We start from the raw sequence: 26,489 nt of genomic DNA, 5'->3' as shown, positions 1-26,489 counted from the left end.
CTATGCGTTTATTCTTATTGGGGTTACTCTTTGTTTTTATAAGCTCAACGGCTTCGGCGGCGAGCCTTCATGGAATCTGGACCGGCTGGGGTGAGTGGACTTACGAGGGCAGCGGCACGAGTTGCCCGACCATGCGACTTCGATTTAAAGAAACTCAAAATTTTCTGGAAAGAACCGCCGGGTATTTTGATTGCCAAGTGGTTGGACTCGAAACTTATCCCGCAAAGTGGTTTAAACGCCAAAACATCCTCATGACTCCCACCCAGGCCCAAGGGACCTATGACGGTAACAACTTAAAGATCAAAGAGCTCTACGGAGACGGTATCCAGATCATAACGACCATCAAAGCCGAAGGCTTGCATATGGATTATCAGGAAATCTGGTATCAAAAAGATGGTGCCGTCCTCTATGAGATCAACGGCCGCTTGTTTAAAAAAGAAAAGTAGCCGGAAATGGTCGCGTTGCCGGGTCTATTCCTATAGACCAACGATTGTAATTATTAAAGGTTTAAGGATACCTTTATGTCTCTTTTTGGAGTCCATGCTATGAGCATGAACCAAAGGAGATCTACTTATGATCACTACGCGTTTCTTCGTCGTCGTTTCTTTTCTTCTTATGTCCCATCTGAGCTTTGCCGACACCTCCGTCACGGTGTTCGATGCGGTCAGCCCCTTAGGCCCCCTTTCCGTGCACATTTCTCAGGGCGAAAACGGTTGGACCGTACAGGCCTTCGCAATCGACGATGATGGACTTCCGAAAGTTGTAAAACCTCAACGTTTAGTTTTTGGAACTCGGGAAAAAGCGTTGGAATTCGCCCGAGCCCAGTTTGGCGTACGCGACGAGAATATCAACTCCGAGGCCTTCGACACTCCCCTTTCCGTAGAGCTTCAATCGGAACTTCCTACATTCGGCGTGGCCAGTGCCGATAACATCTTATGGAAAGCCGAGTCTTCGTGGTCTTTAGAGATGGAGAAAAAATGCGCCGCTTTCTCCAAAGAAAACCTGCATCCCGAGTTCTATCAAAAATTAGGAATTGCCAACGACTGCGCAGATATCGCTTATCAAGAGCGAATCATTTGCGCGCGCATCTACAATCTTCCCTTTGCGTTTCGTCTCGCGAGCGGCGCATGGTTCACCCACGAGACCATGAAGAAAGAATGGAAAAATCTTAAAACCGTAGCTTGGAAAAAGGGAGAGCTCGATTTCACCTCCACCGATAAAGCGGTCATCGAGGCTCATCAAAAGAAAGTGTTCGAGAATCTCACCAACGACAAACGCCTTCGCGCGGTTCTTGATTATGTCGCCGATTTTACTTACACCCACACATTGGCCAAAGATACTTACCCGATTGAGATCAATAAAGACGCTCTCATGGATGGAACCATTTTCCTTACGTTATCCGGCCCCTCTGGGCACACTTTGATCGTCAGCGAAGTGAACACTGGGGAAGGCGTAAGACTTCCACTGTACACTCTCCATTCCACGGTGCCCAAGGAAGTGCGACCTCTCACCGAAATGCCGTTCTTCGAATCCTCTCAACCTCAACGAGGTCAAGGCTTCGTGCGCTTCCGCTGGCCCTTGATTCAAAATGGAAAAATGAGTCTCGTCGATAATAAAAGTATGCCTTATTTTTCCGAAGAACAATATTCTCCGGAGTTTATGATCGACCCCACAGCCCCAGCTCCTGAAAACGGGACCGAAACCTACTCCAACTTTGGCCTTATGGTTTACAAGCGCATCAATCCTAACTTCAACCCCGCACTTCGCATCACCGAGGGCTTGGCCACCTTAGACGAGATGATCTCTCAGCGGATCGAAGTGGTGAGAAAAGGCTACGACTTCTGCGTCGTGAAAAATAATAACTGTAAAGAGGGCACCGCCGCTTATGAAGACTGGTCGACCCCGTCTCGTGACAAACGCTTACTGACATTAATTAATGATATGGAGGCTTACGCTCAGGCCCTTTATAGTTTTGACGAAGTTCAGCAGAAGTGGAACGAAGCTCTGGAATCCAAGCAGTTTTCTATCGAAGGTCAATCCTACTTACTTAGAAGCCTGCACTGGTCCTGGAGAAACACATTTTTTAGTTCAAACCCGACTTCATCGATTGACGAACGTTGGGGACTTTCCCCTCAATTTTTCGCGAAACGCGCAGCTCAGGAAATTTCGACTCTCACGGAAGAAAGGACTCAAAAAATTAAAACCAATGTGTGCACCTCAAAAGATTGCCCTTTGTTCTCGGCCATTTTTGATAGCCACTCGTCCTTCGATATCGACTCTCGATTTCGCGAGGTCTATGACAAATTTAATCTTTACTGTACCGAGTTCTCCGAACACAATTGCACAGAGTTCAAAAACACTTTTGGACAACTGCCCACGCCCGTCCCTTCTCACAGCGGCATGGACGAGACTTGGCAACTTTTACCCGCGATCAACTCCGACCCTCGCGTTTCTGATGCCTCTCGATGGGGTAAAAACTCTGATCTTCCCATCCTTGCGCGCTTCGAAGGTGATTTCAGTAGCGTAACAAGTTCGGCGTCGGGATACGACCTGTTGAAAACTTCGAAAGTATTCCAAACGGCAGAGACTTACATTGAATTCATGAACTATTACATCGTCAATCGAGTCACGGGTGAAGTTCAAGTCAAGTTCGACAAGGTTTCTGATAAGAATCCGATCTTTATTCATCCGTCACAGCCCATTCTCGTAAAACTTAAAGTCGGTCAGATCGAGATGACCGATATTTTAGGACAAACACTTGCGCAAGGCCTGGCCCCGCAACTGAATTCTCCCGAAGGCTACGGAGCTGAGGTGTTCTGGATGGAGAATCAGAGGCTGGCTGTGTTTTCTTCCTACAATTCGACTTTATCCATCTATAATTACGCCTCTCCAGAAATTAAAGTCGAAAGCACCTTCGAGGACTTCTCTAGCGCCTCCCAGCCCAATTCGTCTTCTGAATATCTAGCGGCCTATTTTCAAAACGCGAGTTCAAAAAGTATTAAGTTACTTCTAGTAAAAAGTAATGAAATTGCTGAATTGCAATTTGATATTTCTAAGTTAAATATTCCGAGTTCAGCTTCGATTTATATCAGCCTCGAAATGGACGGACACTTCATGGCGAGATCCTCGGCCTACGTCAACGAGAAGTACGTGAGCAGCATTTTTGGTTTAGATTCACGCACCGGAAAGGTTAAAAATATCGACTCCTCGTTTGATAATTTTAACTTAGTTTTCGGAAATCTCTTCTCCACAACCACTTACGAACAAAATGACGTCCAAACAAAGCTTTTGTTCATAGATCGCCAGTGGAATATTCAGAGGACGATCGTGCTCCCCCTTGGCACCTCTTGTATCAACTGCTACGAGATGAACAGAAGTTCGGTTCAACTGTTAAACCTGAATGATGAATCGAAGAGCGAGCTGTTTGCGGTCGACTTTAATAAAATGACCATCAACAAAGTCGCGGCTTTTAAGGATCCTACCTTGAGTATCGCGAATACGAGCAATGAGCTGATGATCGCGAATCAAAACGACGGGCAACAAGTCATCGTTAATCTCAAAAATGGAAAAGCAATCCTCACCGCCCACCAAGTGAACTTCGGGCTCGCCGGCGGAGGGTCCAGTTTAGATAGTCCTTATGTCACGCTTGCGCGCGGGATCAAGGTCACTGATTCTAAAAATGTTTTCCAGTACGTCACTCTTCATCGCGACAACTTCAACGCCCCCGCACTGTTCACTCAAGTGAACGTCAATGACTATAGCGATTGTATCCACACCGAGTGCGAAGGTGAAGATGTTGGAATGGCCACTGGGCCTATCACCCCCGTCACCGGCACAGTCCTCCAAATCTTTTCACCTTTCGAAATCACCGAAAAGCCCATTGCGGACGTGAACTACGTCAGCCCGAACTACAATAGTGGTTATACGTTGATGATTAAATCGAAGTAAAACTGGAAGGCGCCGTCGGCAGCAAAGGACAAGGACGGCGCGGCTCTCGCCTAAAGCGAAGGGTCTATCTGTGAAGAGGGAACCTTGGCGAAATGGCAAACTCCGTAATAGAGAGACTCCGACGCACTTTTTTCAAATAGAATCGCCGTGACTCCGCCTTTGTCGTGCTTTCGGATCACAATATCATCCACTCGAATCCCTGCGCTGTTTCGACCAAGCTCGATCATCCCCGCCTTTTGTGCTTTGCACGCCGGGGGATCCATCGAGTAAAAATCTTTTTCAATAAAAATCAAATTGGTTCCCGCCGCATACGTTGCGCGAGGGACTAAAAATTTGGTTCCCAATCTTAGATCTAAATAAGCACGAGACGGAATGATCTCGGACCCTTTGTCCAAGTAAGCAGTGATTGCTGAATCCACATTCGGACCGAGGGAGCGAGGAATAAATCGGCAGGACCCGATGCCTTCGAAATCAATAGGAGATACATTGTAATCTTCGTTGTTCGGCTTCTGGTGGAGATCGTAAACCACACGCATCCAAAATTGGCCTTCGTCCAACACTGGGCCTTTAAGGTACTCCTCACCTTCCCAAATACACCACTGGTGACTTACATTTTGATTGGCGGCGAATACGTTAAGTGAGGTTAATAGAATAAGAACGAATGACTTCATCGAGCTCTCCCCTTTTGGTTATTTTGGGGACAGACACTGGATTTAGGACTTTATCCTTAAAAATTCAGCGTGGCCCCAATGCCGGCGCGAGTAGTACGTGGGTCGTACACATTGATCTCGTATCGGCCATCCAAAATATAAGAGTCTCCCGCTCCGTAGTAAAGATAAGTGGAGATTTTGTGTGTCCAGTCATAGTTTAAACTCAAATCAATGGAGTATCTCCCCTGGGATTCCGGCTCCACTGTCGATCGACTGCTGAATTCGCTAGCAGTTAGGTACACTGAAGTGTACGCGAACGATGCGACGAGAGTGAGGCGATCGGTGATGGAAGCGGTCGAGAGCAAGCTTGCACCCAAAGTGTACAAAGGGAGCAAGTCTCCCTCCGGAGATGTCTTAAACTCGTAGGCATGGTAGCGCGCAAAGGGACGAAAACTAAAAAAGAATCGATCCACAGCGTAGTTAAATCGAAGTTGACTGGTCGCCGTGGTTAAAAGATCACGGTTTTGAGAGTCTTCCGAAATGGGCAAAGTTAAGGAATTCACCCAAATGAACTTCACTCCTGCCGCCTGCCAAGGACTTCTCCATAAATGAGAAAAAGTGGTGTCCGAGGGATAGACTTCGCTTTGCCCCGGTCGAATTTCATAAAGTTTTTGCACCCCTTGAATCAGACGAAATGTATGGGTGGGCGAGGCCAGGTAATCAAATAGCAACGACATCTCTGTCACCGCATCGTTATCATCACGCGTTTCTGGCAAATGATTGATGTCAATGGACATCATCCAAGGCTTCGTTAAATTCCCTGCCACTTCTCCGGTGAGGGCCACGTTAGTCACCTTTGTTTTTGTCGCGGTCGGATTGGTCGGAGCTTTCGTCACGCCCCCCTTTGCATCGGCAGGCAAAGGAGCCGATGTTGAATTGGCATCTTGAGCTTGGATCTCTAAAGACGCTGTCATCAGAAGCGATGACAGCACTAAAGAGTTAAAATACCGAGCCTTCCAAAGCTTCATTAAAGAGTTCCCCCATTAGAGAGAGTATAGATGTAATAAAGCTCTTGGAGATCCAACTTCCCTTCGACGGAAGGACTCTCGAAATCTTCGCTTTGTTTGATATTCTTGTAAATATCATAAGCAAACGGACTTCCCTGCTTTGAGAACACATAATAATGAGAGTTCACGCGGACAATGGCGACCTGCTCTCCCTTTTGAAAATCAGCATCCTTCGATTGAGGAAGAGAGATCAAATCTGCCACAAGATTCGCCGAAGGTTGATACTCAAAGTACTGACCCAATTCAAACGCGCTATAACGCTTAATCTTGATGCGATTAATGAAAGATTCATCTTCGCGGTTACTGTAGTTCATCGCCGACTGAGCGTACAGCTGACGTCCAAAGGAAATAAACCAAGGCTCCATATCCACACGCTGGGTGACGATATTCTCATTCACTTTTTCCATGAGGCTTGCGAGCTCCGGCTCAGCTCGATAAGTCATGTAGGACGAATAAAGCAAGATTCGATTGGGGTTATAAAATAACTGATTATCTCCGGCGAGGAAGAACATCGCGGCCTGTTTATCAAAGCCAATCCCGATCCGCTTCAGCGCCCCCGTAAATTCATCGTACTCACTCCGGAAGGGTTTATCCGAGTTACTCTGCTGAAGAACCGCTTGATAGAACGCGATGGAAAGTCTCATCGCTTTTTTCATTTCGCGATTGATCTCGGTGATCATCTGATCGCCGGCTTCCTTCGAATAACCTTTCGCTTTCAACTCGTCACGAAGGAGGGAGTCGTAGAACCCTGTTCTCCACATCGGTAACATTTGCTTAATTTCTTGCATGGTGGTGTAAATGCCACCGGCGTACCCCGCCGTCGACCAATAGGCCCGCCCAAAACGGTAGTTCCGAGTGTAATAACCGTTTTCGTAGGCGTCGATAAAGGACATCACGATCTCAGTGGGTGTTGAGCCAAAGTCAAATCGGTTACAAAGAGCGCCTGTCAGCGTGTGCTCATCCGTACAGAAAAGATATTTAACTCCATCATCCATCTTCCCTTCGCTGTAAGCGTATTTCAGCGCGGCGACATCGTAGGGCTCCCACGCCATACCGGTAAACATCTCATGCTCCAAGCGATGGTAATCCATCACCGAAGACGAAATCGCCGGATGAAGCTCGGGCTGTCCATTCGGGCCGATGACCACGTTGCCTTGAGCATCTTTCACAGGGGTCGTGGCTGGAGCAAAGTTGGCCTTATCCACAGATCCATAAAAGTTGTGGCGAAGATTTAAGTTGTGACCAAACTCATGAATACCGACGCGGTAAAGAATTCTCTCGGTCAATTCTTGCGTCGAATAGCCCGCAATCAAAAGATTATCGACACCCACTAAAGCCTCTTGCATATCCATCGCGCAGTGGCCGCGAAGATTCATCGATGCCAGCTTGAGTTGCTGGGCTTCGTAATCTTTGATGGCTCCTGAAAGCATTTTCATGGCAGCCAGATCGGGGCGACGAGACGCCGGATTTCTGTCAAAGAGAGCTTTAAAGAGCGGTTGCTCTTCCAAAGGTTCGTAAGCGATCAGGCGTGGGCGGATAAAGGTGTTTTGCCCCGCCGATACCGGTGCGTAAAGATGCTTCAACCACGTTTCGTTCATCGGGAGCATTTTTTCGACGAGCGGCCCTTCCAGTGGACGAGCCTTATCGACTACGACTTGCACGGGAACCATGGAGTCTTCAAGACGAGTAAACCCGTTCGCTCCCGGAAATCCGTAGGTGGTCTTGCTGATCATATGTTCGTAAAAAGAGCCAATCTCGGATTGAGGATCCCAGTTGGTGCCCCAATTGCGAGCTCCGCCCTCATTGAGGAGAGCTTCCATCTTTTTATAAAGATCAGACGTCTCATATTTGTTGGGGAAACGGCTGGCACTGAGTTCAAGCACTTTCATGTAGTACTTTAACATTCCTGTCCAAACGTTAAGATTCGCGGCCAGGATCTCACCTGTGAATGGATTCGCATTGGAGGGTCCGTAGCCCAATGGCGCTGAAGGATCCATCTCCTCCACCACGTTCACAAAAGAATAACGGAGATCCCCGAATTCCTTCACCTTGCCGTCGATTCCGGTATTTTCGTTGAGCTTAAAACGGATCTTTAATCCCGCTTTAATAAAGACCTCGTTGGTCTTGTCGAAAATATCGTAAAAAATAGGCTTATAGTGCTCCGGAAAACCCTTGGTGAAGAAAAAATTGTGCGTCTTTTCGGGGTGCCAGCGGTTAATCAAGAAGACGTTTTTTACTCGACCATCGATGGGATTCATATCTTCTTTGATCGATTGAAAGTAACCAAACTTGCGCATCTTAGGATCAAGTTCGCTCTCGTAGGCCCAAGGCTTGTAATCATCTTTGGTTTCCATTTTGCGGAAGGAATATCGGTACTGAACGGTATAGTTTGAGTTTCCGTTCTGATACTCCTGCATTCCCGGACACATTCTGCGGTAGAGGACTTCCACCACGAAACTGATGTACCCAGGCTCCGTCTGCACGGACCCATCCACGCGGCGACGAGAGAGGGGTTGCCAGCACGAATCGCCGGTGAAAAACGTATTCTCCTCAGTCACATCCGGAAGTGCAAAATTGATCTTAAAGCTGTTCTTTTGGAACCATTCCTTACGATCATCATCGATCTCTTTATTCGTCGTTTTACCATCGATCGTCTGGAGCTGCGCTTCGTGGTGAGTGATCGGCCACTGCAGGAGAATAGGAGATGCCGAAACGGTGCTCTCTCTCCCCTTGTATTGACCTTGGATGTTTTTAAATATGAGTTTGTCTTTGGTAAAATCAAAGTAACCGACTCGCATGTCGGTTTCAAATCCCACGAAGGTAAATCCACCATCGTTGGAGTTCTTCACCGAAGTGATTTTAAAAAAGTAGATGTCGCGCTCAGCACCCGCTCCCGTAAAGTCCCGCTTACTCTGCCAATCTTCGGTGACATTCGGTCGCAGAGGTTCGATACCGCGGTTTTTCGCACAACCAAAAACGAAAACTAAAGTCGTAATTAATAGTAAGTGTTTCATTATTGCACCTCACTCGCTGGGAAATAGACGCGAGCCATTGAAAGATCTTGCTCAGAGAACGAAAGACGTAAACGGTCATTCGGAAAGTACACGCTTGTTAAACGACCGTTTCCGCCCGTGTCGTAAACCGGAAGATACGCACAGTCTTTGATGTTTTTAATCTCTTCGAGAAACTGAACGTCGCTCATACCAAAGCGAGGCACCAATTTTCCTTTGCAAAGGTCCTTGATCTCGTTCTCTTTGAACGACGAACCAATGCTAATGATCTTATAAATCCGTTGCTTATCGTCCCCTTGAACGAGTTTAAGACCGAGCTCCACCCCAACAGATCCTGCCGTGACAAAAGCCTGATCCTGCACGACGACTTTTTCCGTAGTGTAAGCCACTTGCAACGTCGCCACGTCGAGATATCTGGACCGCGCTGTAACGCTCTTTCCATCGATTTGCATTTCGGTCGTCGCCTCTTGGCGACCCAAATCCCAGTCTGTCACTCTCACGACATCCCCAATAGTAAATCCAGAGAGCGTCGTGAAGTAAGGAAGAGTCTCGTATTTAACAAGAGGTTTTCCATCACCACCCATCATCGGCTGATTGTCAAAACCGAGAACCGGCTGTGGACCGATCACCTTCTCCACCGGAGTGGTCATGTTACCATAAATCACGGGATCATAAGCGTTCACCTGGTTACCGATCTGGCGAACCAAAAAGTAAACAAAGTTTCCGCGCTCTTCGCTGATTTTAAATTGAACGAGAGAACCGTTCCCCGATGACTTATCAAACACAATGTTGTAGCCCGTATACTCTTTGATTTCCTTTTTAAGATGTTGACCACTCACTCGAGCAAAAATCTCCGCCTGAGGATATTTGGAACGAAGAGCGTCTCCTATAAATTTATTTAATTTTTCCGCAAAGCCGCGCACATTGCTGCGGCGAAGCCCTAAGCTAATTTGTAATGGCGCAAATCTTTGAGTTCCACTGACCACGGCCTGAGTCTTCGAAGCTTGATTCTTCATCGCAGGATTATCTCCCACCAACAGATCAACGCTCTCACTGGATTCGACAACGGTCATCGGCTGACCATCTAAAGTCAGTAGGCCTTTCCAATCTCCGCCAAACTGATACATCATGAGTTTGTCGGTCGGCTCTGGGAGCTTGGCGGTGCGATCAAACTTTGTCTTGTTAAATACGACATAAACGCCGGTGTAATTTTGTCCGAATGAGTCTGTTGAGACATCGGTTTCGATCTCAAGATCAATCCCGCTGGTTTTTTTAACCTCATCACTCTGACGTTTAAAAACGTCTTGATATTCATCTCCGAGAGAGATGGGTTTCTGATCGGGCACAAGGACGCTTCCCGTGAGGATGTCTGCATTGTTCGCAAAAAGACCTTGCGGGTTAATTTTTTGAACTAATATGCGATAGACCACGAACCGATCTTTACTCATAAGAAGGAGAAGGCCGGGGAAGCTAATAATCGCGTCTTTCTTCTCTTCCGTTCCCCAATCCACAGAGCAAAAGCCCTTAGGTAAACAATCGAACGAAGCCTCTTCTTTGTGGAAAATGCGGTAAAGATCGCGCGCGATTCTTTCCGCTCCCTCTTTCGTATTCACCGGATATTTTTTAGAAAAGTCATGATTAAGACCAATCGACTGCCCATTACCCAGATCCAAACGACCAAGGTAACCCGAATCTAAAAGGAAGTATTCGGGAGTTTGTGGCTCATCCAGCCTCCAGCGAATGATCATGCTTTCGTCATAGAGTGCTGTTCCATTGACATCGGGTCCATAGCGCGGAACCGAAAGCACTTTTCGCGACTCTGTCAGGGTTGTTTTAAAAGAAATTCCCGCGGCACCTTTCGCGTAAAGGATCGGTTGCGACGAATTGAGTTTTACTTTTTCATCGTACTCTTTGCCGCCGACGGAGGCCTCTTCAGGGAGTGGTTTTGTGAGAACTTCTAGCGGGCTCTCGAGATTAGGCACCACGTTCGGGCGATAATCGTTTCCCGGTGGATTTTCTCTTGGATACTCCTTAGGTGACTTTGAACACCCTAAGACCAAAGAAAAACAGATTAGTATTGGAATGATGAACTTCATTTTACCCCCTGGAAAACCCCAGATGTCGGTCATTAAAAAATATTATCGATGTGTATAACCCCAGACGACGCTATATAAAGTCGCTGCGGCATATATAGTCAAGATTCCGTCATAAATGAAGAAGATATACAGATAACATGAGGCAGTAATTACCATTGACTGCTCTCGGGAACCTGAAAAATCTGCAATGCCCCGCAACCTTAAAAAAAGGTCATTGCATGTAACCGCATGGATTTTGATGTCATTTGGTCTAAATTCATTTAACTTATATGTAAATGAGTAAGTTTTTGATCATCCGATTCTCAAGCCTGGGAGATATCGCACAGGCCGCTCCCGTAGCCGCAGCGCTACGGAAATCCCACCCCAACAGCTCCGTCCATTGGGTGACTCGGAGCGATTTCGCCGAATTTGTTCAACTCAATCCCAACGTCGACAAAGTCTGGAGCTTCGAGAAAAAGCGGGGCTGGCTAGGACTTGTTCGTTTATTCCGAGAACTCTATCGAGAAAACTTCACTCATGTCTACGATGCCCATAATAATCTGCGCTCAACTTTCCTTTTATTTCTTTGGCGAATCTGTTTCCTTGGAGCCAACATTACCCAGCGCCCTAAAAATCGCTGGAAGCGCATTTTGTTGTTTCAGTTTCGTCGAAACGTTTTTCCTCAACCGTTTGTGGGTGCTCTTTCCTTTCTCGAGCCTCTTAAAAAATGGAACATTCCCCAAGAACTTCCTTCCCCGCCTCACTTGATCGTAAAGCCCAAAAAAGAATATCCCTTCTCTAACGCGTCTTTTATCGTACTTGCCCCGTCGGCAGCGTGGGCGACTAAACGATGGCCGATAGAGCACTGGAAAAAGCTTGTTCATTTATTACCATCGCAAAATTTGGTGCTTATCGGCGGACCGGCAGATACTTTTTGTGAGGAGATTCGCCAAGAGGACCCCCATCGAATTTGGAATATGGCAGGAAAAACCTCCTTTCTTGAAAGTTGTGAGATCGTCTCTCGGGCCCAGCTGGTGATCTCGGCCGACACCGGCTTTTTGCATATTGCCGATCAAATGGGAGTTAAAAATTTAGGTCTGATCGGCCCGACGGCTTTTGGATATACCTCTCAGGCGCAGTCTCAGATTCTAGAGATCGATCTGTATTGCAAACCGTGCAGTAAAGATGGTCGCACTCCTTGCGTAAATCCGGTTTATCAAAAGTGCATGAAGGACATCTCACCAGAACGTGTCGCCCGCGTCGCCCAGGAGATGTCATGATTTGGATTTATCACTTCTTTTATTTTCTGATTCGCAATCTGCTTCCCCTCATTTCGGGACTCACCCCCAAGTTGAAGGCGGGATACGAAATGCGAAAGAAACAGCATGGTCGTTATCCATGGCTCGAGTTTCCGCGTCATTCTAAACCGCTGTGGTTTCACTGCGCTTCCGGAGAGTTTGAGTACGCGCTTCCGTTAATTCGTCAGTTTAAACAACAAAATCCTCAACAGAGAATCCTAGTGACTTACTTTACGCCGAGCTACGGAGAAAAAATTAAGAGAGAACCTCTGGTTGATTTTGCAACGCCCTCGCCGTGGGACACTCCCTCCGTCATGACTGAATTCATCGAACATTTTCAACCCAAAGCCTTACTCATCTCTCGCACCGATGTGTGGCCGGTGGCGACACGCATTTGCCAACTTCACAAAGTTCCGACTCTGATTTTTTCAATGACTTTTAATAAAAAATTTAAAGGCCTCACCGGATTCTTATCGAAACTATTTTACCGATGGCAATACTCTGCCGTGGACCACTTTTTGGTCGTCTCCGACGAGGATCAAAAAAATCTGGAGCACGTCACGCGCGGCCAGAGGATAAAAGTCCTGGGGGACACTCGCTACGCCCAATGCGTATTTCGCTTACAGCAAGAAAAGCCCATCAAAATTGATAAAACACAACTCCGGAAAAAAGTGTTTTTAGCCGGATCCACTTGGCCGCAGGACGAGGACGTGCTTGCGAAGCACATGGAGCATCTTAAGAAGGATTTCCACGTGATTCTAGTGCCTCACGAGACCGATACTTCTCATCTCCTTCAGCTCGAAAAAACTTTAAGCGGTCACCATGTTGAGTATTATTCCCACCTCAAAAATTGGCCCAACTCCTCAGACTCTATCCTTGTTGTCGACGAGATGGGGTTACTTGCCCAGCTTTACAAACTCGCCAACTTGAGCTTTGTCGGGGGATCTTTTAAAAAGCGCGTGCACTCCGTGATGGAGCCCTTAGCCTGCGGTTGTGCCGTGTTGGTCGGCCCTCACTACAAAAACAATCGCGAAGCCATCGAGTTCCAGCAGCAGCAACCAGCGGCCGTTGTTGCGACGACGAGTGAAGACTTCTATTCGCAAGTGAAGCAACTCGAACAGCGCTGGAGCGACTCGGACCGCCAAAGGCTATTGGCCTCGATCGAAAGCAAGGTGAAAGACAGTGAAAAGGTTTTTCAAGAAATTCAACAGATCATTTCGTTGTCGTGACAATGCCAATTCCGCAAGTTATAACTGACGCCTAAGGAGTTCCAATGAAAACGATATTATTAACTGGCGGCACGGGACTGATCGGAAAAGAATTAGGCTTACAACTTTCGCGAAAAGGTTATCGAATCATCGGAATCTCTCGAAACATTAAAAAAGCCGCACTTCAAGCTCCCTACCCTGCGCAATGGATCGAATGCGATTTAGAAAAGACCGTTCCCGCTCTCAACTCCTATGACTTTCACGGTGTCATTCATCTCGCGGGAGAAGGGATCGCCGATCAATCCTGGAGTGCCGCTCAAAAAGAAAAAATTCTCAAATCACGAAGCGAAGGGACTAAAAACCTGGTCGCCGCATTGTCCTCTCAAAAAAATCTGGAGTTTTGCATCGGCGCCTCCGCCATCGGAATATACAAGCCGACCAGCGGCGATGAAGCGGCGATCGAAAGCTCCCCGATGGACAACGGATTTCTTTCGAAGGTCACACAAGAGTGGGAACATGCTTATTCTGGCTTTATCACAAGTACACGCACGATCCTCTTCCGTATCGGTGTTGTCCTTAGCACCAATGGAGGCGCTCTTCCCAAAATGCTTTTCCCGGCGCAGATTTTTGCCTCCAGCAAATTAGGGAACGGAAAGCAATGGATGAGTTGGATTCATATCGATGATTTAATAAGAGCCTTTATCTTTGCCGCCGAAAGTAAAGATGTCCGAGGCACCTATAATCTTGTGGCGCCACAGCCATCTCAACAAAAAGAGATGGCCGCGCTCATCGCTAAGAACATTGGAGCTTTCAACGGCCCCCCTGTTCCTGGATTTATGCTTAAACTTTTGCTCGGAGAGCAAGCAGGACTCGTCGTGACTTCGCTCAAAGTCTCTTCGCAAAAACTCATCGATGCAGGCTTTAAATTTCAATATACAAATCTCGCCTCGGCCCTGGCCGATATTTTAAAGATGTGGAACAATGGACACGCGGTGAAAACATTTAAACAGTTCTTCCCGCTGCCACGAGAAAAAGTTTTTGGCTTTTTTAAAGATGCTTACAATTTGCAAAAGATCACTCCCCCGTCTCTCGACTTTAATGTGCTCCACATGAGCACCCCCGAGATTCAAGAGGGAACACTGATCACGTACAAACTCAAAATCCATGGGGTTCCGGTCCAATGGAAAACGCTGATTGAAACTTGGGAAGCGAATAAACGTTTTGTCGACACTCAAATCAAAGGGCCATATTCGCTTTGGCATCACACTCACACCTTTGAAGACCTCGGAAATGGCACTCTCATGACAGATCAGATCATATATAAACTGCCTCTAGGACTTCTCGGAAGAACAACAGCCCAAGCCTTCGTCGATAGCGATGTTGACAAAATTTTTAATTTCCGCCGAGACAGCGTCGGGCAGTACCTCAATTGATTTCAGATTGTTTCATTTAGAGACGAGCTATTTACCCCTCTCTAAAAAAAGGTACGCCGATCCTTTTCGACGATTTCTCAATTTATAATGTGACAAGGCCGAGGTTCTCGTAGGCCTTTTTGAGAGTGGCGCGGGCTTTGACTTCGGCCCGTTCTTTTCCAAGTTGAAGTAAGCGAGTCAGCTCACCTTTGTCTTTCATCAAGTGCTCGTACTTCTCCTGCACGGGACGGACCGCTTCGATCACCACTTGAGCCAAATCTCCTTTGAAGTGACCGTACATCTTACCCTCGTACATTTTTTCGATGTCAGATATGGACTTCTGCGAAAGCGCCGAATAGATCGTCATCAAGTTCGAGATCCCTTGCTTGTTGACCGGATCGTAAATCACTCGGGGCACTGGATCCGAATCGGTGACGGCCGATTTGATTTTCTTTTCGATTTTTTTAAGGGGATCCATCAATGCGATAAAATTATTGGGGTCTTCATCCGACTTCGACATCTTTTTCGTGGGATCTTGAAGACTCATGATACGCGCACCGGATTTAGGAATATAAGGCTCGGGAATCTTAAATGTTGTGCCGAATTTTTTATTAAAACTCTCAGCCAGATCTCGCGTCAGCTCGAGATGCTGCTTTTGATCTTCACCCACAGGAACTAAATCTGTTTGGTAGAGTAAGATGTCCGCCGCCATCAAAACCGGATAGGTGTACAGCCCGCTATTAATCTCGTTCGTCTTTTGAGACTTTTCTTTAAACTGAGTCATGCGATTGAGCGCACCCATAGGCGCGATGCAATTGAGAACCCATGTGAGCTCGGCGTGGGCCGGAACATGGGACTGCATAAAGATCACGTTTTTTTTCGGATCTAAACCGCACGCCAAATACTGCGCGAAAAATGCTAAAGATCTTTCGTGAAACTCTTTCGAATCCTGCTTGGTGGTGAGAGCATGGAGGTCTGCCACCATATAATGACAGTCGTATTCATCTTGCATTTTAATCCACTGAGAAATAGCGCCGATGTAATTCCCGATCGTGGGAGTTCCTGTGGTTGTGCTACCGCTCAATATGACTTTTTTAGACATGGCTTGACCTTACTCTTTAATAATTAACGTATTTGGAATTTCGTTTCTATCATTAGATTGTATAGGAAAATGCGGGGCAAGGACAAGGGAGCACTGCTTAATTCCGGCTTCAAGCCCTAGCGCCAATTTCTTCTGGCGTAAGCCTTGAACAATTTGATCGACGACATCTTGCCAAGTGTCTTTGGGAAGTTTTTCCGCAATGCTTTTATCGGCGAGCACGACCACTTGATGCTCGAGAAGAGATATAAAAATTAGAATGCCGTGACCGGTATCGGTTTTATCCAAGTGATTCAGATAAAATTCAATCTGAGCCCGATGGATCGCCTGCTCTTCCTCTTCCTTTTGATAAGTCATCCAGCGCTTGACCAGATCCCAGCGGGCCAGTTGAGGAAGTAGATACAATGCAAAAACAAGTCCCACCACCACATGGAGAAGTGACTCTTCAAAAGCATCCCAATACAAATTCCACCCTTCAAGCTGCCAAAAAATAACGAAGATCAAAAGACCGATTAACCTTAACGTCATCGCCACCTGATAGTATTGAGAAGAAGATCTTACAACAACCGGGCGAATTTCTGCCGACGTGATCTTCTCGGAGTCGTGGACCACTGTTTCGAGATGCTGGGCCTCTTCACTTTTAATATAAGATTTAAGCCAACTTGGAATTTCTACCATGATCCTGAAGACCCTCCACCACTAAAGCCGCCACCGCCGCCACTCCAGCCACCGCGTCCGCGACCTGAGGAGATCGATGCTAAACCCAAGAGACCCGCTAAAGGAGAACCCATGACAAAGAACAGTAAAATTAAAACAATATGTAACCAGGAAATGTCGGACTTCTGCCGATGCTTCTTGTAACTCTCTCGACCGAGTTCATCTTGCAAATTGATCGGAGGATCCATTCTTAGCAAAAGAAAATCCACGCCCTCGACAATCCCTTGAGTAAAACTCCCTCGGCGAAATGCCGGGACAATAATGTGATCGATAATTCTTCCCGCGACGGCGTCGGTGATATCACCTTCAACCCCTTGGCCGACTTCGATCCGAACTTTGCGTTCACTCTTTGCCACGAGGAGAAGCAATCCGTTATCTTTAGACTCTGTTCCCAGCTTCCATTCGCGAGCCACGCGAATGGCGGCGTCTTCAATCGGCAAATCCCCGATGGTGTCCACCGTCAAAACCGCGACCTGAGGGCCACCTTTCGCATGGATCTGTTGAAGCGCCTGGGACAATCGATCGGCGACTCGCGGGTCCATCACCTTCGCATAGTCATTCACTCCTCCTCGAAGAGCAGGAACGACAAAGTCAGCGTGAGCGGTGCCTATTCCGCTCACGATCACAAGGCTCAGTACCAGCGAGAAAAGTTTATGCATTAAAACTCAACTTTAGGCGCTTGATCGACCTTCTCACCTTCGGTGGTGGTCCACTGAGGCATTTTCTCGTAATGGAAAAAGATCGAGTTCGTTAAATTGGTCGGGAACACCGTCACTAGGTCGTTAAACATCCGAATGCGTTCAATGTGATCGCGGCGGGCGTTGGTGATGCGGTTTTCTGTGCCCTCGAGTTGATGCTGAAGATCGCGAAAGTTTTGATCGGCTTTCAACTGGGGGTAGTTTTCAGAAATCACCATCAATCGACCGAGAGCTTGTGATAACTCCCCTTGCGCGGCTTGATAAGCTTTCACCTGATCGGGAGTGGCCTTGCTGATATCGACATTCATACTTGTCGCTTTAGCGCGAGCATTCACTACACCTTCTAGAGTTTCTTTTTCGTGGGAGGCGTAACCTTTGACAGCCTGAACAAGATTCGGAATTAAATCCATGCGTCTCTTGTATTGGTTGGTGACTTCCGCAGCGGCTTCGTCCACTCGGTTTTTTGCTTGAGGGATGGACTGCACTCCGCAACCCGTTAAGAAAAGGGACAATGTGAAACCGGAAATCAAAGTGACTAAATGCTTCATGAAACCTCCAAGGCTATTGGCCTCTACATCTAATGCAAAACAACAAGAAAAGGTACGCCGTTCAATTCCCAGATACACTGCGTCTCAACTGCTCTTAAAGTCCCCACAGAACAGTGGCTGAATTCCACCCTGCCGAAACCCGTTGACCGGTCCTAGCCTTCAACTCAAGATTTAAGAACAAACAAGAGGTCTGCCTATGAAGTTTTTGGCTCTCGTATTTTTACTTTTAGGGTGCGTAACGGCCGAGACTCCTGCACCCACCAATGTGCAAAGTCCCATCGATCCCAGCGTCAGGCACAACAAAACGCCGCAAGAGGAATCTTTGAGTATCAAAAACGAATCTTGCGAAATTCGCTTCCTCATTGAGTCCCCATCCACTCCGCCAAAAAAGTCCCTCCGAATTGATGACGATTGCGACGCCTCTCACAAGGAGCGTTACGCTCAATACCTCAAAATCTTAGAATCGATCCTTGCGCTTTATCCTAAAGATCAATTTGTTCGGGTGTCTTCCCACAGTTTTTATCATTTGCAAATCTGGGACGAAGAAATTGCGCTCGCCATGGCGAACTCCCCAACATGGCAAAGCTTCGAGAAGAAGCGTCAAAGAGGCGAAACTCCAAACAAGGTGTTCGTCGAAATCTTTAATGACAGCCATCTTGGAACCGAGCTGATCAATACGTTCGACAAAGTCGGACTCAAAATTCGTTTGGAGCGCGTTGAGAAAGTGATGGAAAGTAAGGCCAAGGACATGCCTTTTGCACAAAAATACGACAAACTTATGGCCTTAGAAAAACGAATCCCGTTCTCGGCCGGTGTTTTTTTCTTTCACGTGAAAAATTAATCTTAATGGATCCGATGCCATTCACCTTCGAGGTTGGCCGTGGAGACCATTCTTAACCAAAGATGTTTGTTCTTGGCGTGATCTTCGGCAGAAACCATTTCCCACTGCCAGCGCAGAACATCTACGGCGATCTTTTTATCGAGGGACTTTAACTCTTGAAGCTTTCCCTGCTCGTTGTAAACGGCAAGCTCGGCCACGTAATTGCCTTTGCGAATGGCGGCAGCTAAATTTCCGTCTTCAAGAGCACTGAGCGCAATGATATTTCGACTTAAACCGCTATGAGCCAAAGACCACTGCGAGTTTTCCACCTGGTAAGAGAAGAGCTCTCCACTGCGTTCATTGTTATAGATCCACATGCGATCGGTCTTAGGGTCATAAGTGAGCGCAGTGATCGTTCCCGCTTCAGGATACATCATGGGCACCCACGCGCGCGTGAATTTTTGCTTCTCCGCACTCCACAGATGCAAACTGCCTTTGACCACCGCAAAAGTCATTCCCGACTTTGTTGTCGTCACCCAAGAGGTTTTCTGCGGAATTTCGTTCACCGCATTTTTTTCGAGAGCCGGAGTTAACGCGGGAACCACTTTACCGTCTTCACGTTTCCATTGAAGCGGACTTTGATATTTGGGAGGAGCTTCGAAGGCTTCCGAGGCTTGCACACTGGCTAACCCGCGACCTTGCGCAGGACTGGGCACTGTAAATTGGCGCCCGACTTTGGCGCCTTGAAACGACACTTCTTTTACACCAGCGATGGTGCGGAGAGACTGCAACAAAGTTCTAAAATCATTTTCGGGATTGTAAGCCTCTTCCCAGCTGATGGGATAGCTGCACATTTTTTCTCGAGGAACGTATTCGATGGGAATGCTCGGAGGTAAACCTTTAAGGAACACTGTCACCGGAGCCGCGACGATGACTTTTTCAATCTTTGCTTTCGCATCGATTTCAAGATCCCACTCCATTGAACCTTTGGCCACGAGAGCTAAAATCTGCGGATTTTCGGTCTCTCGCACTTTGAGTTTGACCACTCCCCCTTGAGCCTCTCCCTCTTCCACCTCGTTACTCCAGCGAAATGGCGGTGGCGTTTGAATCGAAACGATGTGCAACTCGGTTTTCTGATCCGGTCGCTTCCAAACCATGGTGGAATATTCGCAATCTCCACTGGGGCATGGCACAGGAGTCGATGCGAGCTCTTCTTCCACCGGCCAATAGTGAGATTCTGCGAACTGATTTTTTCCACAGGTGAGGTCGTGCTTGGTCTGGTTCTTTACGAGACGGTATTGAGCATCATCGTGCATGGACTTCAGAAGGACTAATAAGCCCGCTTGCAAAGTCACCAACCCCAACATGCAAGCCACTAACAGACGATTTAACTTTTCGAGAAATGTCATATTTCTCTATCGGAAGATTGGTCCACAAACCTGCACAGACGAAAGTCCTAATGCGTAAAGATGAAGCAAATTATTTTTGTAAACCATCAACGTAAAGCAAAAATTTTTGACTGCCCTCAACTTAAACAAAACCCTCAAAGGCCAAAAATATCACTCACCTAACGCTACAAGACAGTTTCTTGGCGCTGAACACTTAATCATTCCCAAAACATGAAAATAAATCAGATTTGACTCTCCTCCCCCTTATACATAACGTTCAATTCATGGGGGGTAGAATCTACCTCGCGTTATCCTAACAATCAGTTTTCTTGAGGAAGCTATGCAACTCGCTTCTCTGAAAAATGCAAAGGGTCTTTTCGAATCGTGAATCCACGCTGGTGAATCGATTTTAAAAGAGGGGATTTTCTGACTTTAAAATTTGCCAATGGGGAGGGCATAATGGAATTGGAACTGGAGAATAAAGATACAATGGAAACAGTGAAAGAATCGCAACAAGATACCACTCAAGAACCGCTGGTGATGAGAGTTAAAAAGCGTGATGGGCGCCTAGAGCCCGTAGACGTCACTAAGATCGTTCGTCGAGTGACTGCGAACTCCGAAGACTTGCGCTTCGTAGATCCTTACAGAGTGGCGATTAAGTCGATCAGCGGCCTCTATGATGGCGCGAGCACCAAAGAGCTCGACAACCTCAGCATTCAAACGGCCGCCATGCTCATCGGTGAAGAGCCTCAGTACTCTCGCCTTGCCGCTCGCCTCTTGAGCCTCTACATCGACGAGGAAGTTCGCAACCTTCACATTAACTCTTTTTACGAGAGCGTGGTCCACGGTCATAAAAAGGGCCTTATTGCGGCTTCGGTTGTGAATTTCGTTGAATCTCATCGCGAGCAGCTTGAATCGGCGATTCAAAAACAAAAAACGAATGTGTTCGAATACTTCGGACTTCGCACAGTTTACGATCGCTACCTTTTAAAGGATCCTCAAACTCGTGAAGTTTTCGAAAATCCACAGTACTTCTTTATGCGCGTGGCCTGCGGCCTTTCGCAAAATCCAGATGAGGCTGTTGAGTTTTATAATTTGATTTCGTCTTTGGATTACCTCCCGAGCACTCCGACCCTTTTCAACTCGGGAACTCTTCATCCGCAGATGTCGTCTTGCTATCTCCTAGATTCACCTCAAGATGATCTCAAGTCGATTTACAATAAATATCAAGACATCGCCATGCTTTCGAAATTTGCTGGCGGTATCGGTGTGGCTTACTCGCGCGTTCGTGCCCGTGGGTCTTTAATTAAAGGGACTAACGGTCACTCTAACGGAGTCGTCCCTTGGCTCAAAACCTTGGACTCCTCCGTTGCGGCCGTCAACCAAGGCGGAAAACGTAAAGGCGCCTGCTGCGTTTATCTCGAAACATGGCACGCCGACATCGAGGAGTTCCTTGAGCTCCGCGACAACACCGGTGACGAAGCCACTCGCACTCACAATCTCAATTTAGCCAACTGGGTTCCAGATCTCTTCATGAAGCGCGTTGAGAGCGACGAAATGTGGTCGTTGTTTGACCCGAAGGCCGTTCCCCACTTCGTCGATACTTTTGGACCTGAGTTCGAAAAAGCCTTCGTCGAAGCTGAAGAACAAAAACTTTACGTTCGCCAAGTGAAAGCTCGCGATCTGTATGGTCGCATGATGAAGACTTTAGCGGAGACCGGTAACGGCTGGATGACATTTAAAGACACCTCCAACATGAAGAGTAACCAGACCGGCGCAAAGAAGGAAAACGTCATTCACTTGTCGAACCTCTGCACCGAAATCTTGGAAGTCACTAGCGACAAAGAAACTGCCGTTTGTAACTTAGGCTCTATCAACTTAGGTCACCATGTGACTGAAGATGGTGTCGACTATGTTAAAATTCGTAAGACTGTAAAAAATGCGGTTCGCTTTTTAGATCGCGTCGTTGATATCAACTTCTACCCGATCGATCAGGCCGCCGCTTCCAACAGCAAATGGCGCCCGATTGGTATGGGAGCGATGGGTCTTCAAGATGCATTCTTTAGACTCGGTCTTCCGTTTGACAGCGACGATGCTCGCGAGATCTCCAAACGCGTGCAAGAGGAAATCTACTTCGCCGCCATGGAAACATCCTGCGAACTGGCCGAAGAGTTTGGCGCTCACGATAACTTTGCGGAAACTCGTGCGGCTCAAGGCCTTCTTCAGTTTGATCTTTGGAATGTCACTCCGACAAATCCAGATCGCTGGAACGCTTTAAAAGCCAAAATTAAGAAGCACGGTCTTAGAAACTCTCTGGCCATCGCCATTGCACCAACGGCAACGATCGCCAGTATCGCCGGTTGCTACGAAGCAATCGAGCCGCAAGTTTCTAACTTGTTTAAGCGCGAAACACTTTCTGGAGAATTCCTCCAGATCAATAAGTACTTGGTTCGCGATCTTAAAAAAGCGGGATTCTGGACCGAGCAGATCCGAAACAAAATTAAAGCCTCAGAAGGATCGATTCAGGATATCGCTGAGATCCCTGAGAGTCTTAAGCTCATTTACCGCACGGTTTGGGAATTGCCGATGAAGAGCCTCATCGACATGGCCGCAGACCGCGGAGCGTACATCGATCAAAGCCAATCTCTCAATTTATTCATTGAGAATCCAACCATTGGAAAAATGTCTTCGATGTACATGTACGCTTGGAAAAAAGGCGTAAAAACAACGTACTACTTGCGCTCACGTGCTGCGACTCGCATCTCTAAAACAACAAATGATGCCAACAACAAAGAGACCAAGCCCGTGGCCAAGGCCAAAGAATACACGAATGAAGAAATCATCGCGTGTTCTATTGATAACCCAGAAGCATGTGAAGCGTGTCAGTAAACCTTTTAAGGAAGAGGGGAATTTATGATTTTAGATCCTGGATTTAATTTAACGTTGCGTCCGATGAAGTACCCCGTATTTTACGAGATGTACAAAGACGCGATCAAAAACACTTGGACCGTAGAGGAAGTGGACTTCTCTCGAGACATCAATGATTTGAGATCAAAGATGACTCCCGCAGAGCGCCACTTGATCAGCCGCCTGGTGGCCTTTTTTGCCACGGGGGACTCCATCGTTGGAAACAATCTCGTGTTGAATCTTTACAAACACGTCAACTCACCTGAGGCCCGGTTATATTTGTCTCGTCAGTTGTATGAAGAGGCACTGCATGTGCAGTTCTATCTGACTCTGCTCGACACCTATATTCCCGACGTCACAGAGCGTGCGAAGGCGTTTTCGGCCATCGACAACATCCCTTCCATTAAGCGTAAGGGCGAGTTCTGTTTTAAATGGATTGATTCCATCAACGAACTTAAGAGCATCGAAACTTTAGAAGATCGCCGAAAATTCTTGATGAATCTGATCTGCTTTGCCGCATGTATCGAAGGCTTGTTCTTCTTTGGCGCCTTTGCGTACGTTTACTTCTTACGTTCCAAGGGCTTACTCGACGGCTTAGCGTCGGGAACAAACTGGGTTTTCCGCGATGAGAGCGCTCACATCAACTTCGCGTTTGAAGTGATCGATATCGCCCGCCGCGAAGATCCTCGCATCTTCACTCCACAGATGAATGACCTCATCACACAGATGATGGAAGAGGCCGTGGACTGCGAAATGGCCTTCGCCGAAGATGTGCTTGATTTAGGAATTGCCGGCATGTCTAAGAAAGACATGCGCGAGTACTTACAGTTTGTAGCGGATCAACGCTTGGAGAGATTGCACATCGCTCCTCGTTTTGGTTCAAAGAATCCGTTTGCTTTTCTCGAGCTCCAAGACGTTCAAGAACTCACCAACTTCTTCGAAAGAAAAGTGTCGGCTTACCAAGTCGGCGTGACTGGTGATGTGAACTTCGACGAAAGCTTCTAAAGATAAAGTTTACGACGTTGAAGACATGTTGAAGACAAAAAGGCCCTCTCACGAGGGCTTTTTTATTACTCCTCCACACACTGTACGCCCGGGGCATTTTGCACAAAAGGGTCAAGTTTCTCCCCCACGAAGATTAAGAACGCATTATATTGTTTACAGCCTGGCACAAAAGCCGCAAACGCAACAGTACTGTGAAATACTCTTTGGGCTCCAAACAGGTTTATGAAATCGATATCCCCAACCGGGTGTATTGGAAGTTGATAGCCTTTGTGGTCTCGATCTTCCTCATTCTCAAACTCTTCACCCTCCTTCAACTTTTGTTTGTTGCGATTCTTATAGCGGTAAGTCTCAATCCTTTAGTCAAACGCCTCCAAAGCTTTAAGATGGGACGCTCGCAAGCGATCGCACTGGTCACTCTTATGGTGGCCGGAGCTATCAGCTGGGTCGTCTTCACCCTGATCCCAACAATCTACGAACAAGTTCAGGTCCTTATCAATGACTTTCCCCAACTTCAAGAGCGGTTGATGAACAGCCTCTCTAAGCAAAGTGTGTTTAAAGGAGTCTTTCATAAAAACTTTATCTCCGAAAAATTCACGGCCAATCCCGGGAACTTTATTCAGCCCGTACTGGCCGTTTTAGAAACCACACTCAGCGGACTGGTCGCCCTTGGGATCGTCTTGGTCTTTTCTGTTTACTTTTTAATCGATGGGAAACGCGCAAAAGATTGGATCATTGATTTCTTTTCGGCCCCGGTGCGCCTCAAGCTCAACGCTACGTCTCAGCAGATTGCGCCTGTGATTTCCGCTTACGTGACCGCGCAGCTGATGAGTAGCGCGTTGTGCGGAATATTTTCGTTTGCGCTTCTATCGCTGATGGATGTTCCTGCCGCATTAACATTAGCCACGGCCGCGGCCATTTTGGATGTGGTTCCCCTTTTGGGATTCCTCATGACACTCATTCCGGTGGTGGCAATCTCATTAACGGTGTCGCTTCCGACCGCGATTGGTGTCTTCGTGGCGTATGGAATGTATCACATCTTCGAAGTTTACGTTCTTTTGCCCATCATCTACAATCGCAAACTGAAACTCCCGGCGCTGGTCATTTTACTGTCGGTGTTAGCCGCATGGAGCTTAGGTGGTCTACTCCTCACTGCAGCCATACTGCCTCTCATCGCCTCTTACCCGATCATCGAAAAAATTTGGCTTCCAAAACTATTGGGTCGTCGGGTGATCGAACGCCATCGCGCTCATGGAACAGACACTATCGATGTCTGGAGTGATAAAATTCTCAAGTTCCAAGACGAGTTTTTTGCGAGTGCTAGCGATCGCCACATCTCTTCAACGCTCGGCCGCACCATTCTTATTATTGATGATGATCACGATATGCGCGCACTTCTCCGCGATGTTCTCGAAACCGAAGGCTACACGGTGCTCGAGGCTTCGCAGGGCCAAGAAGGACTCGAATATTTTGAAACTCACAATAACATCGGCTTGATCATTCTCGATTATCAAATGCCGATAATGAACGGCAAAGCCTTTATGGAGAACATTCAAAGCTATAAGCTCAGTCGAAATATTCCTGTGATCGTTCTCTCTGCCGAAACCAAAGACATCGAAATCAAAGATGGCGATATTATTTTGCAGAAACCCGTTGATCTCAAATTATTCCTAAACACCATCACTCAACTCTTTAGCACCTCATACTCCGCCCCAGCAGAGTCCCATCCCCGTCCCATCATTCAACAAATCTAAAAATTAAGACCGTCTTAAGGAGACCTCATGAAAGAAAAAGCCTCACGCTCAAAAAGTTCGCCCACCTCAAAATCAACGTCTCGACGAAAACCACAAAATGATCTTTTGGAAGTCCGTGATGACGCCGACAAGATTCTAACAGCCAATCAAGGAACACCGATCTCAGACAATCAAAACTCGTTAAAGTCTAGCGAGCGTGGCCCATCTCTCCTTGAGGACTTTAATCTTCGAGAAAAAATCACTCACTTTGATCACGAGCGCATCCCCGAGCGGATTGTTCACGCCCGAGGATCCGGAGCCCACGGGTACTTCGAGGTCACCAACGACATGAAGAAATACACGCGCGCGAAATTTTTAAATGCAAAAGGCAAACGCACACCCATCTTCGTGCGCTTCTCCACCGTTCAAGGCGGCTCGAGCTCGGCCGATTCGGTTCGTGACGTGCGCGGTTTTGCGATCAAATTTTACACCGAAGAAGGGAACTACGATTTTGTTGGAAATAATTTTCCGGTATTTATCATTCAAGACGCGATGAAGTTTCCCGACGTGGTTCATGCTCTAAAAATGGAACCTCACCACGGAATGCCACAAGGTGGATCCGCCCATGACAACTTTTGGGACTTTGTTTCGTTAGTGCCTGAGACCACTCACATGGTGATGTGGGCGATGTCGGATCGCGCGATCCCGCGCTCTTTGAGAATGATTCCAGGATTTGGTATTCACACATTCCGTTTCATCAATGAGGCCGGAAAATCTTCTCTGGTTAAATTTCACATTAAACCCAAATTAGGAATCCACACGATGGTGTGGGACGAAGCTCAAAAAATAAACGGAAAAGATCCCGATTTCCATCGTCGTGATCTTTGGGAAGCGATTGATAAAGGCCA

19 protein-coding genes are annotated in these 26,489 nt (G+C 47.2%); 10 read left to right on the top strand and 9 right to left on the bottom strand.

The features are described from left to right. Positions 1-2 precede the first annotated feature (2 nt). Together K2Q26_06385 and K2Q26_06380 are read left to right on the top strand one after the other, a co-directional pair. The gene (locus K2Q26_06385; GenBank protein MBY0315127.1) at positions 3-446 is read left to right on the top strand and encodes a hypothetical protein; all 444 of its coding nucleotides are present in this window, start codon (positions 3-5) and stop codon (positions 444-446) included. A gap of 127 nt (positions 447-573) precedes the next feature. Next, a complete protein-coding gene (locus K2Q26_06380; protein MBY0315126.1) occupies positions 574-3,948 on the top strand; it encodes a hypothetical protein in 3,375 nt (1,124 codons plus the stop codon). A 50-nt stretch (positions 3,949-3,998) separates the two neighbouring features. On the opposite strand, the gene K2Q26_06375 is transcribed toward K2Q26_06380, so the two are convergent. The 4 genes from K2Q26_06375 to K2Q26_06360 are packed head-to-tail and all read right to left on the bottom strand — an operon-like array spanning position 3,999 to position 10,772. Then, positions 3,999-4,619 (bottom strand): hypothetical protein, encoded by a 621-nt coding sequence (locus tag K2Q26_06375; GenBank protein ID MBY0315125.1) that lies wholly within the window; start codon positions 4,617-4,619, stop codon positions 3,999-4,001. A 56-nt stretch (positions 4,620-4,675) separates the two neighbouring features. Continuing rightward, complete coding sequence (locus K2Q26_06370; protein ID MBY0315124.1) at positions 4,676-5,626, bottom strand: hypothetical protein; 951 nt, start codon at positions 5,624-5,626, stop codon at positions 4,676-4,678. Continuing rightward, the gene (locus tag K2Q26_06365) at positions 5,626-8,679 is read right to left on the bottom strand and encodes a hypothetical protein (GenBank protein MBY0315123.1); all 3,054 of its coding nucleotides are present in this window, start codon (positions 8,677-8,679) and stop codon (positions 5,626-5,628) included. The genes K2Q26_06370 and K2Q26_06365 overlap by 1 nt, the downstream gene beginning before the upstream one ends. Beyond that, positions 8,679-10,772 (bottom strand): hypothetical protein, encoded by a 2,094-nt coding sequence (locus tag K2Q26_06360; protein MBY0315122.1) that lies wholly within the window; start codon positions 10,770-10,772, stop codon positions 8,679-8,681. Before K2Q26_06360 ends, K2Q26_06365 begins: the two co-directional genes overlap by 1 nt. A 275-nt stretch (positions 10,773-11,047) precedes the next feature. On the opposite strand from K2Q26_06360, the gene K2Q26_06355 reads away from it, so the two are divergent. The 3 genes from K2Q26_06355 to K2Q26_06345 are packed head-to-tail and all read left to right on the top strand — an operon-like array spanning position 11,048 to position 14,690. Continuing rightward, on the top strand, positions 11,048-12,031 hold the full coding sequence (locus K2Q26_06355) for a glycosyltransferase family 9 protein (protein MBY0315121.1): 984 nt from the start codon (positions 11,048-11,050) through the stop codon (positions 12,029-12,031). Then, on the top strand, positions 12,028-13,278 hold the full coding sequence (locus tag K2Q26_06350; GenBank protein MBY0315120.1) for a hypothetical protein: 1,251 nt from the start codon (positions 12,028-12,030) through the stop codon (positions 13,276-13,278). Before K2Q26_06355 ends, K2Q26_06350 begins: the two co-directional genes overlap by 4 nt. 44 nt (positions 13,279-13,322) lie before the next feature. Beyond that, positions 13,323-14,690, top strand: a complete 1,368-nt coding sequence (locus K2Q26_06345; GenBank protein MBY0315119.1) for a TIGR01777 family oxidoreductase — start codon at positions 13,323-13,325, stop codon at positions 14,688-14,690. A gap of 82 nt (positions 14,691-14,772) precedes the next feature. On the opposite strand, the gene trpS is transcribed toward K2Q26_06345, so the two are convergent. From trpS to K2Q26_06325, 4 genes are read right to left on the bottom strand one after another with little or no spacing between them, the layout of a single operon-like run. Then, a complete protein-coding gene (gene trpS / locus K2Q26_06340) occupies positions 14,773-15,771 on the bottom strand; it encodes a tryptophan--tRNA ligase (protein MBY0315118.1) in 999 nt (332 codons plus the stop codon). Between the two features lie 9 nt (positions 15,772-15,780). Further along, positions 15,781-16,446, bottom strand: a complete 666-nt coding sequence (locus tag K2Q26_06335) for a TPM domain-containing protein (GenBank protein MBY0315117.1) — start codon at positions 16,444-16,446, stop codon at positions 15,781-15,783. Continuing rightward, positions 16,440-17,144 (bottom strand): TPM domain-containing protein, encoded by a 705-nt coding sequence (locus K2Q26_06330; protein ID MBY0315116.1) that lies wholly within the window; start codon positions 17,142-17,144, stop codon positions 16,440-16,442. Before K2Q26_06330 ends, K2Q26_06335 begins: the two co-directional genes overlap by 7 nt. Beyond that, complete coding sequence (locus tag K2Q26_06325) at positions 17,144-17,731, bottom strand: LemA family protein (protein ID MBY0315115.1); 588 nt, start codon at positions 17,729-17,731, stop codon at positions 17,144-17,146. Before K2Q26_06325 ends, K2Q26_06330 begins: the two co-directional genes overlap by 1 nt. Positions 17,732-17,927: 196 nt before the next feature. On the opposite strand from K2Q26_06325, the gene K2Q26_06320 reads away from it, so the two are divergent. After that, entirely contained in the window at positions 17,928-18,572 is a 645-nt protein-coding gene (locus K2Q26_06320; protein MBY0315114.1) for a hypothetical protein, read from the top strand. A gap of 2 nt (positions 18,573-18,574) precedes the next feature. Here K2Q26_06320 and K2Q26_06315 read toward each other — a convergent pair whose 3' ends face one another. Then, the gene (locus K2Q26_06315) at positions 18,575-19,960 is read right to left on the bottom strand and encodes a hypothetical protein (GenBank protein ID MBY0315113.1); all 1,386 of its coding nucleotides are present in this window, start codon (positions 19,958-19,960) and stop codon (positions 18,575-18,577) included. A 468-nt stretch (positions 19,961-20,428) separates the two neighbouring features. Between K2Q26_06315 and K2Q26_06310 the strand changes: the two genes are divergently transcribed. The 4 genes from K2Q26_06310 to K2Q26_06295 form a co-directional block, all read left to right on the top strand. After that, complete coding sequence (locus K2Q26_06310) at positions 20,429-22,828, top strand: ribonucleoside-diphosphate reductase subunit alpha (protein ID MBY0315112.1); 2,400 nt, start codon at positions 20,429-20,431, stop codon at positions 22,826-22,828. Between the two features lie 24 nt (positions 22,829-22,852). Then, complete coding sequence (locus K2Q26_06305; GenBank protein ID MBY0315111.1) at positions 22,853-23,851, top strand: ribonucleotide-diphosphate reductase subunit beta; 999 nt, start codon at positions 22,853-22,855, stop codon at positions 23,849-23,851. Between the two features lie 191 nt (positions 23,852-24,042). Beyond that, complete coding sequence (locus tag K2Q26_06300; protein MBY0315110.1) at positions 24,043-25,602, top strand: AI-2E family transporter; 1,560 nt, start codon at positions 24,043-24,045, stop codon at positions 25,600-25,602. Between the two features lie 27 nt (positions 25,603-25,629). Then, positions 25,630-26,489: catalase (locus tag K2Q26_06295; protein MBY0315109.1), on the top strand; the 860-nt coding region annotated here is incomplete at its 3' end.

This window comes from Bdellovibrionales bacterium (assembly GCA_019750295.1).
Lineage (GTDB): Bacteria > Bdellovibrionota > Bdellovibrionia > Bdellovibrionales > JAGQZY01 > JAIEOS01.
The sequence above is the reverse complement of the archived record's forward strand: the minus strand, read 5'-3'. Positions and strand labels throughout refer to the sequence as shown.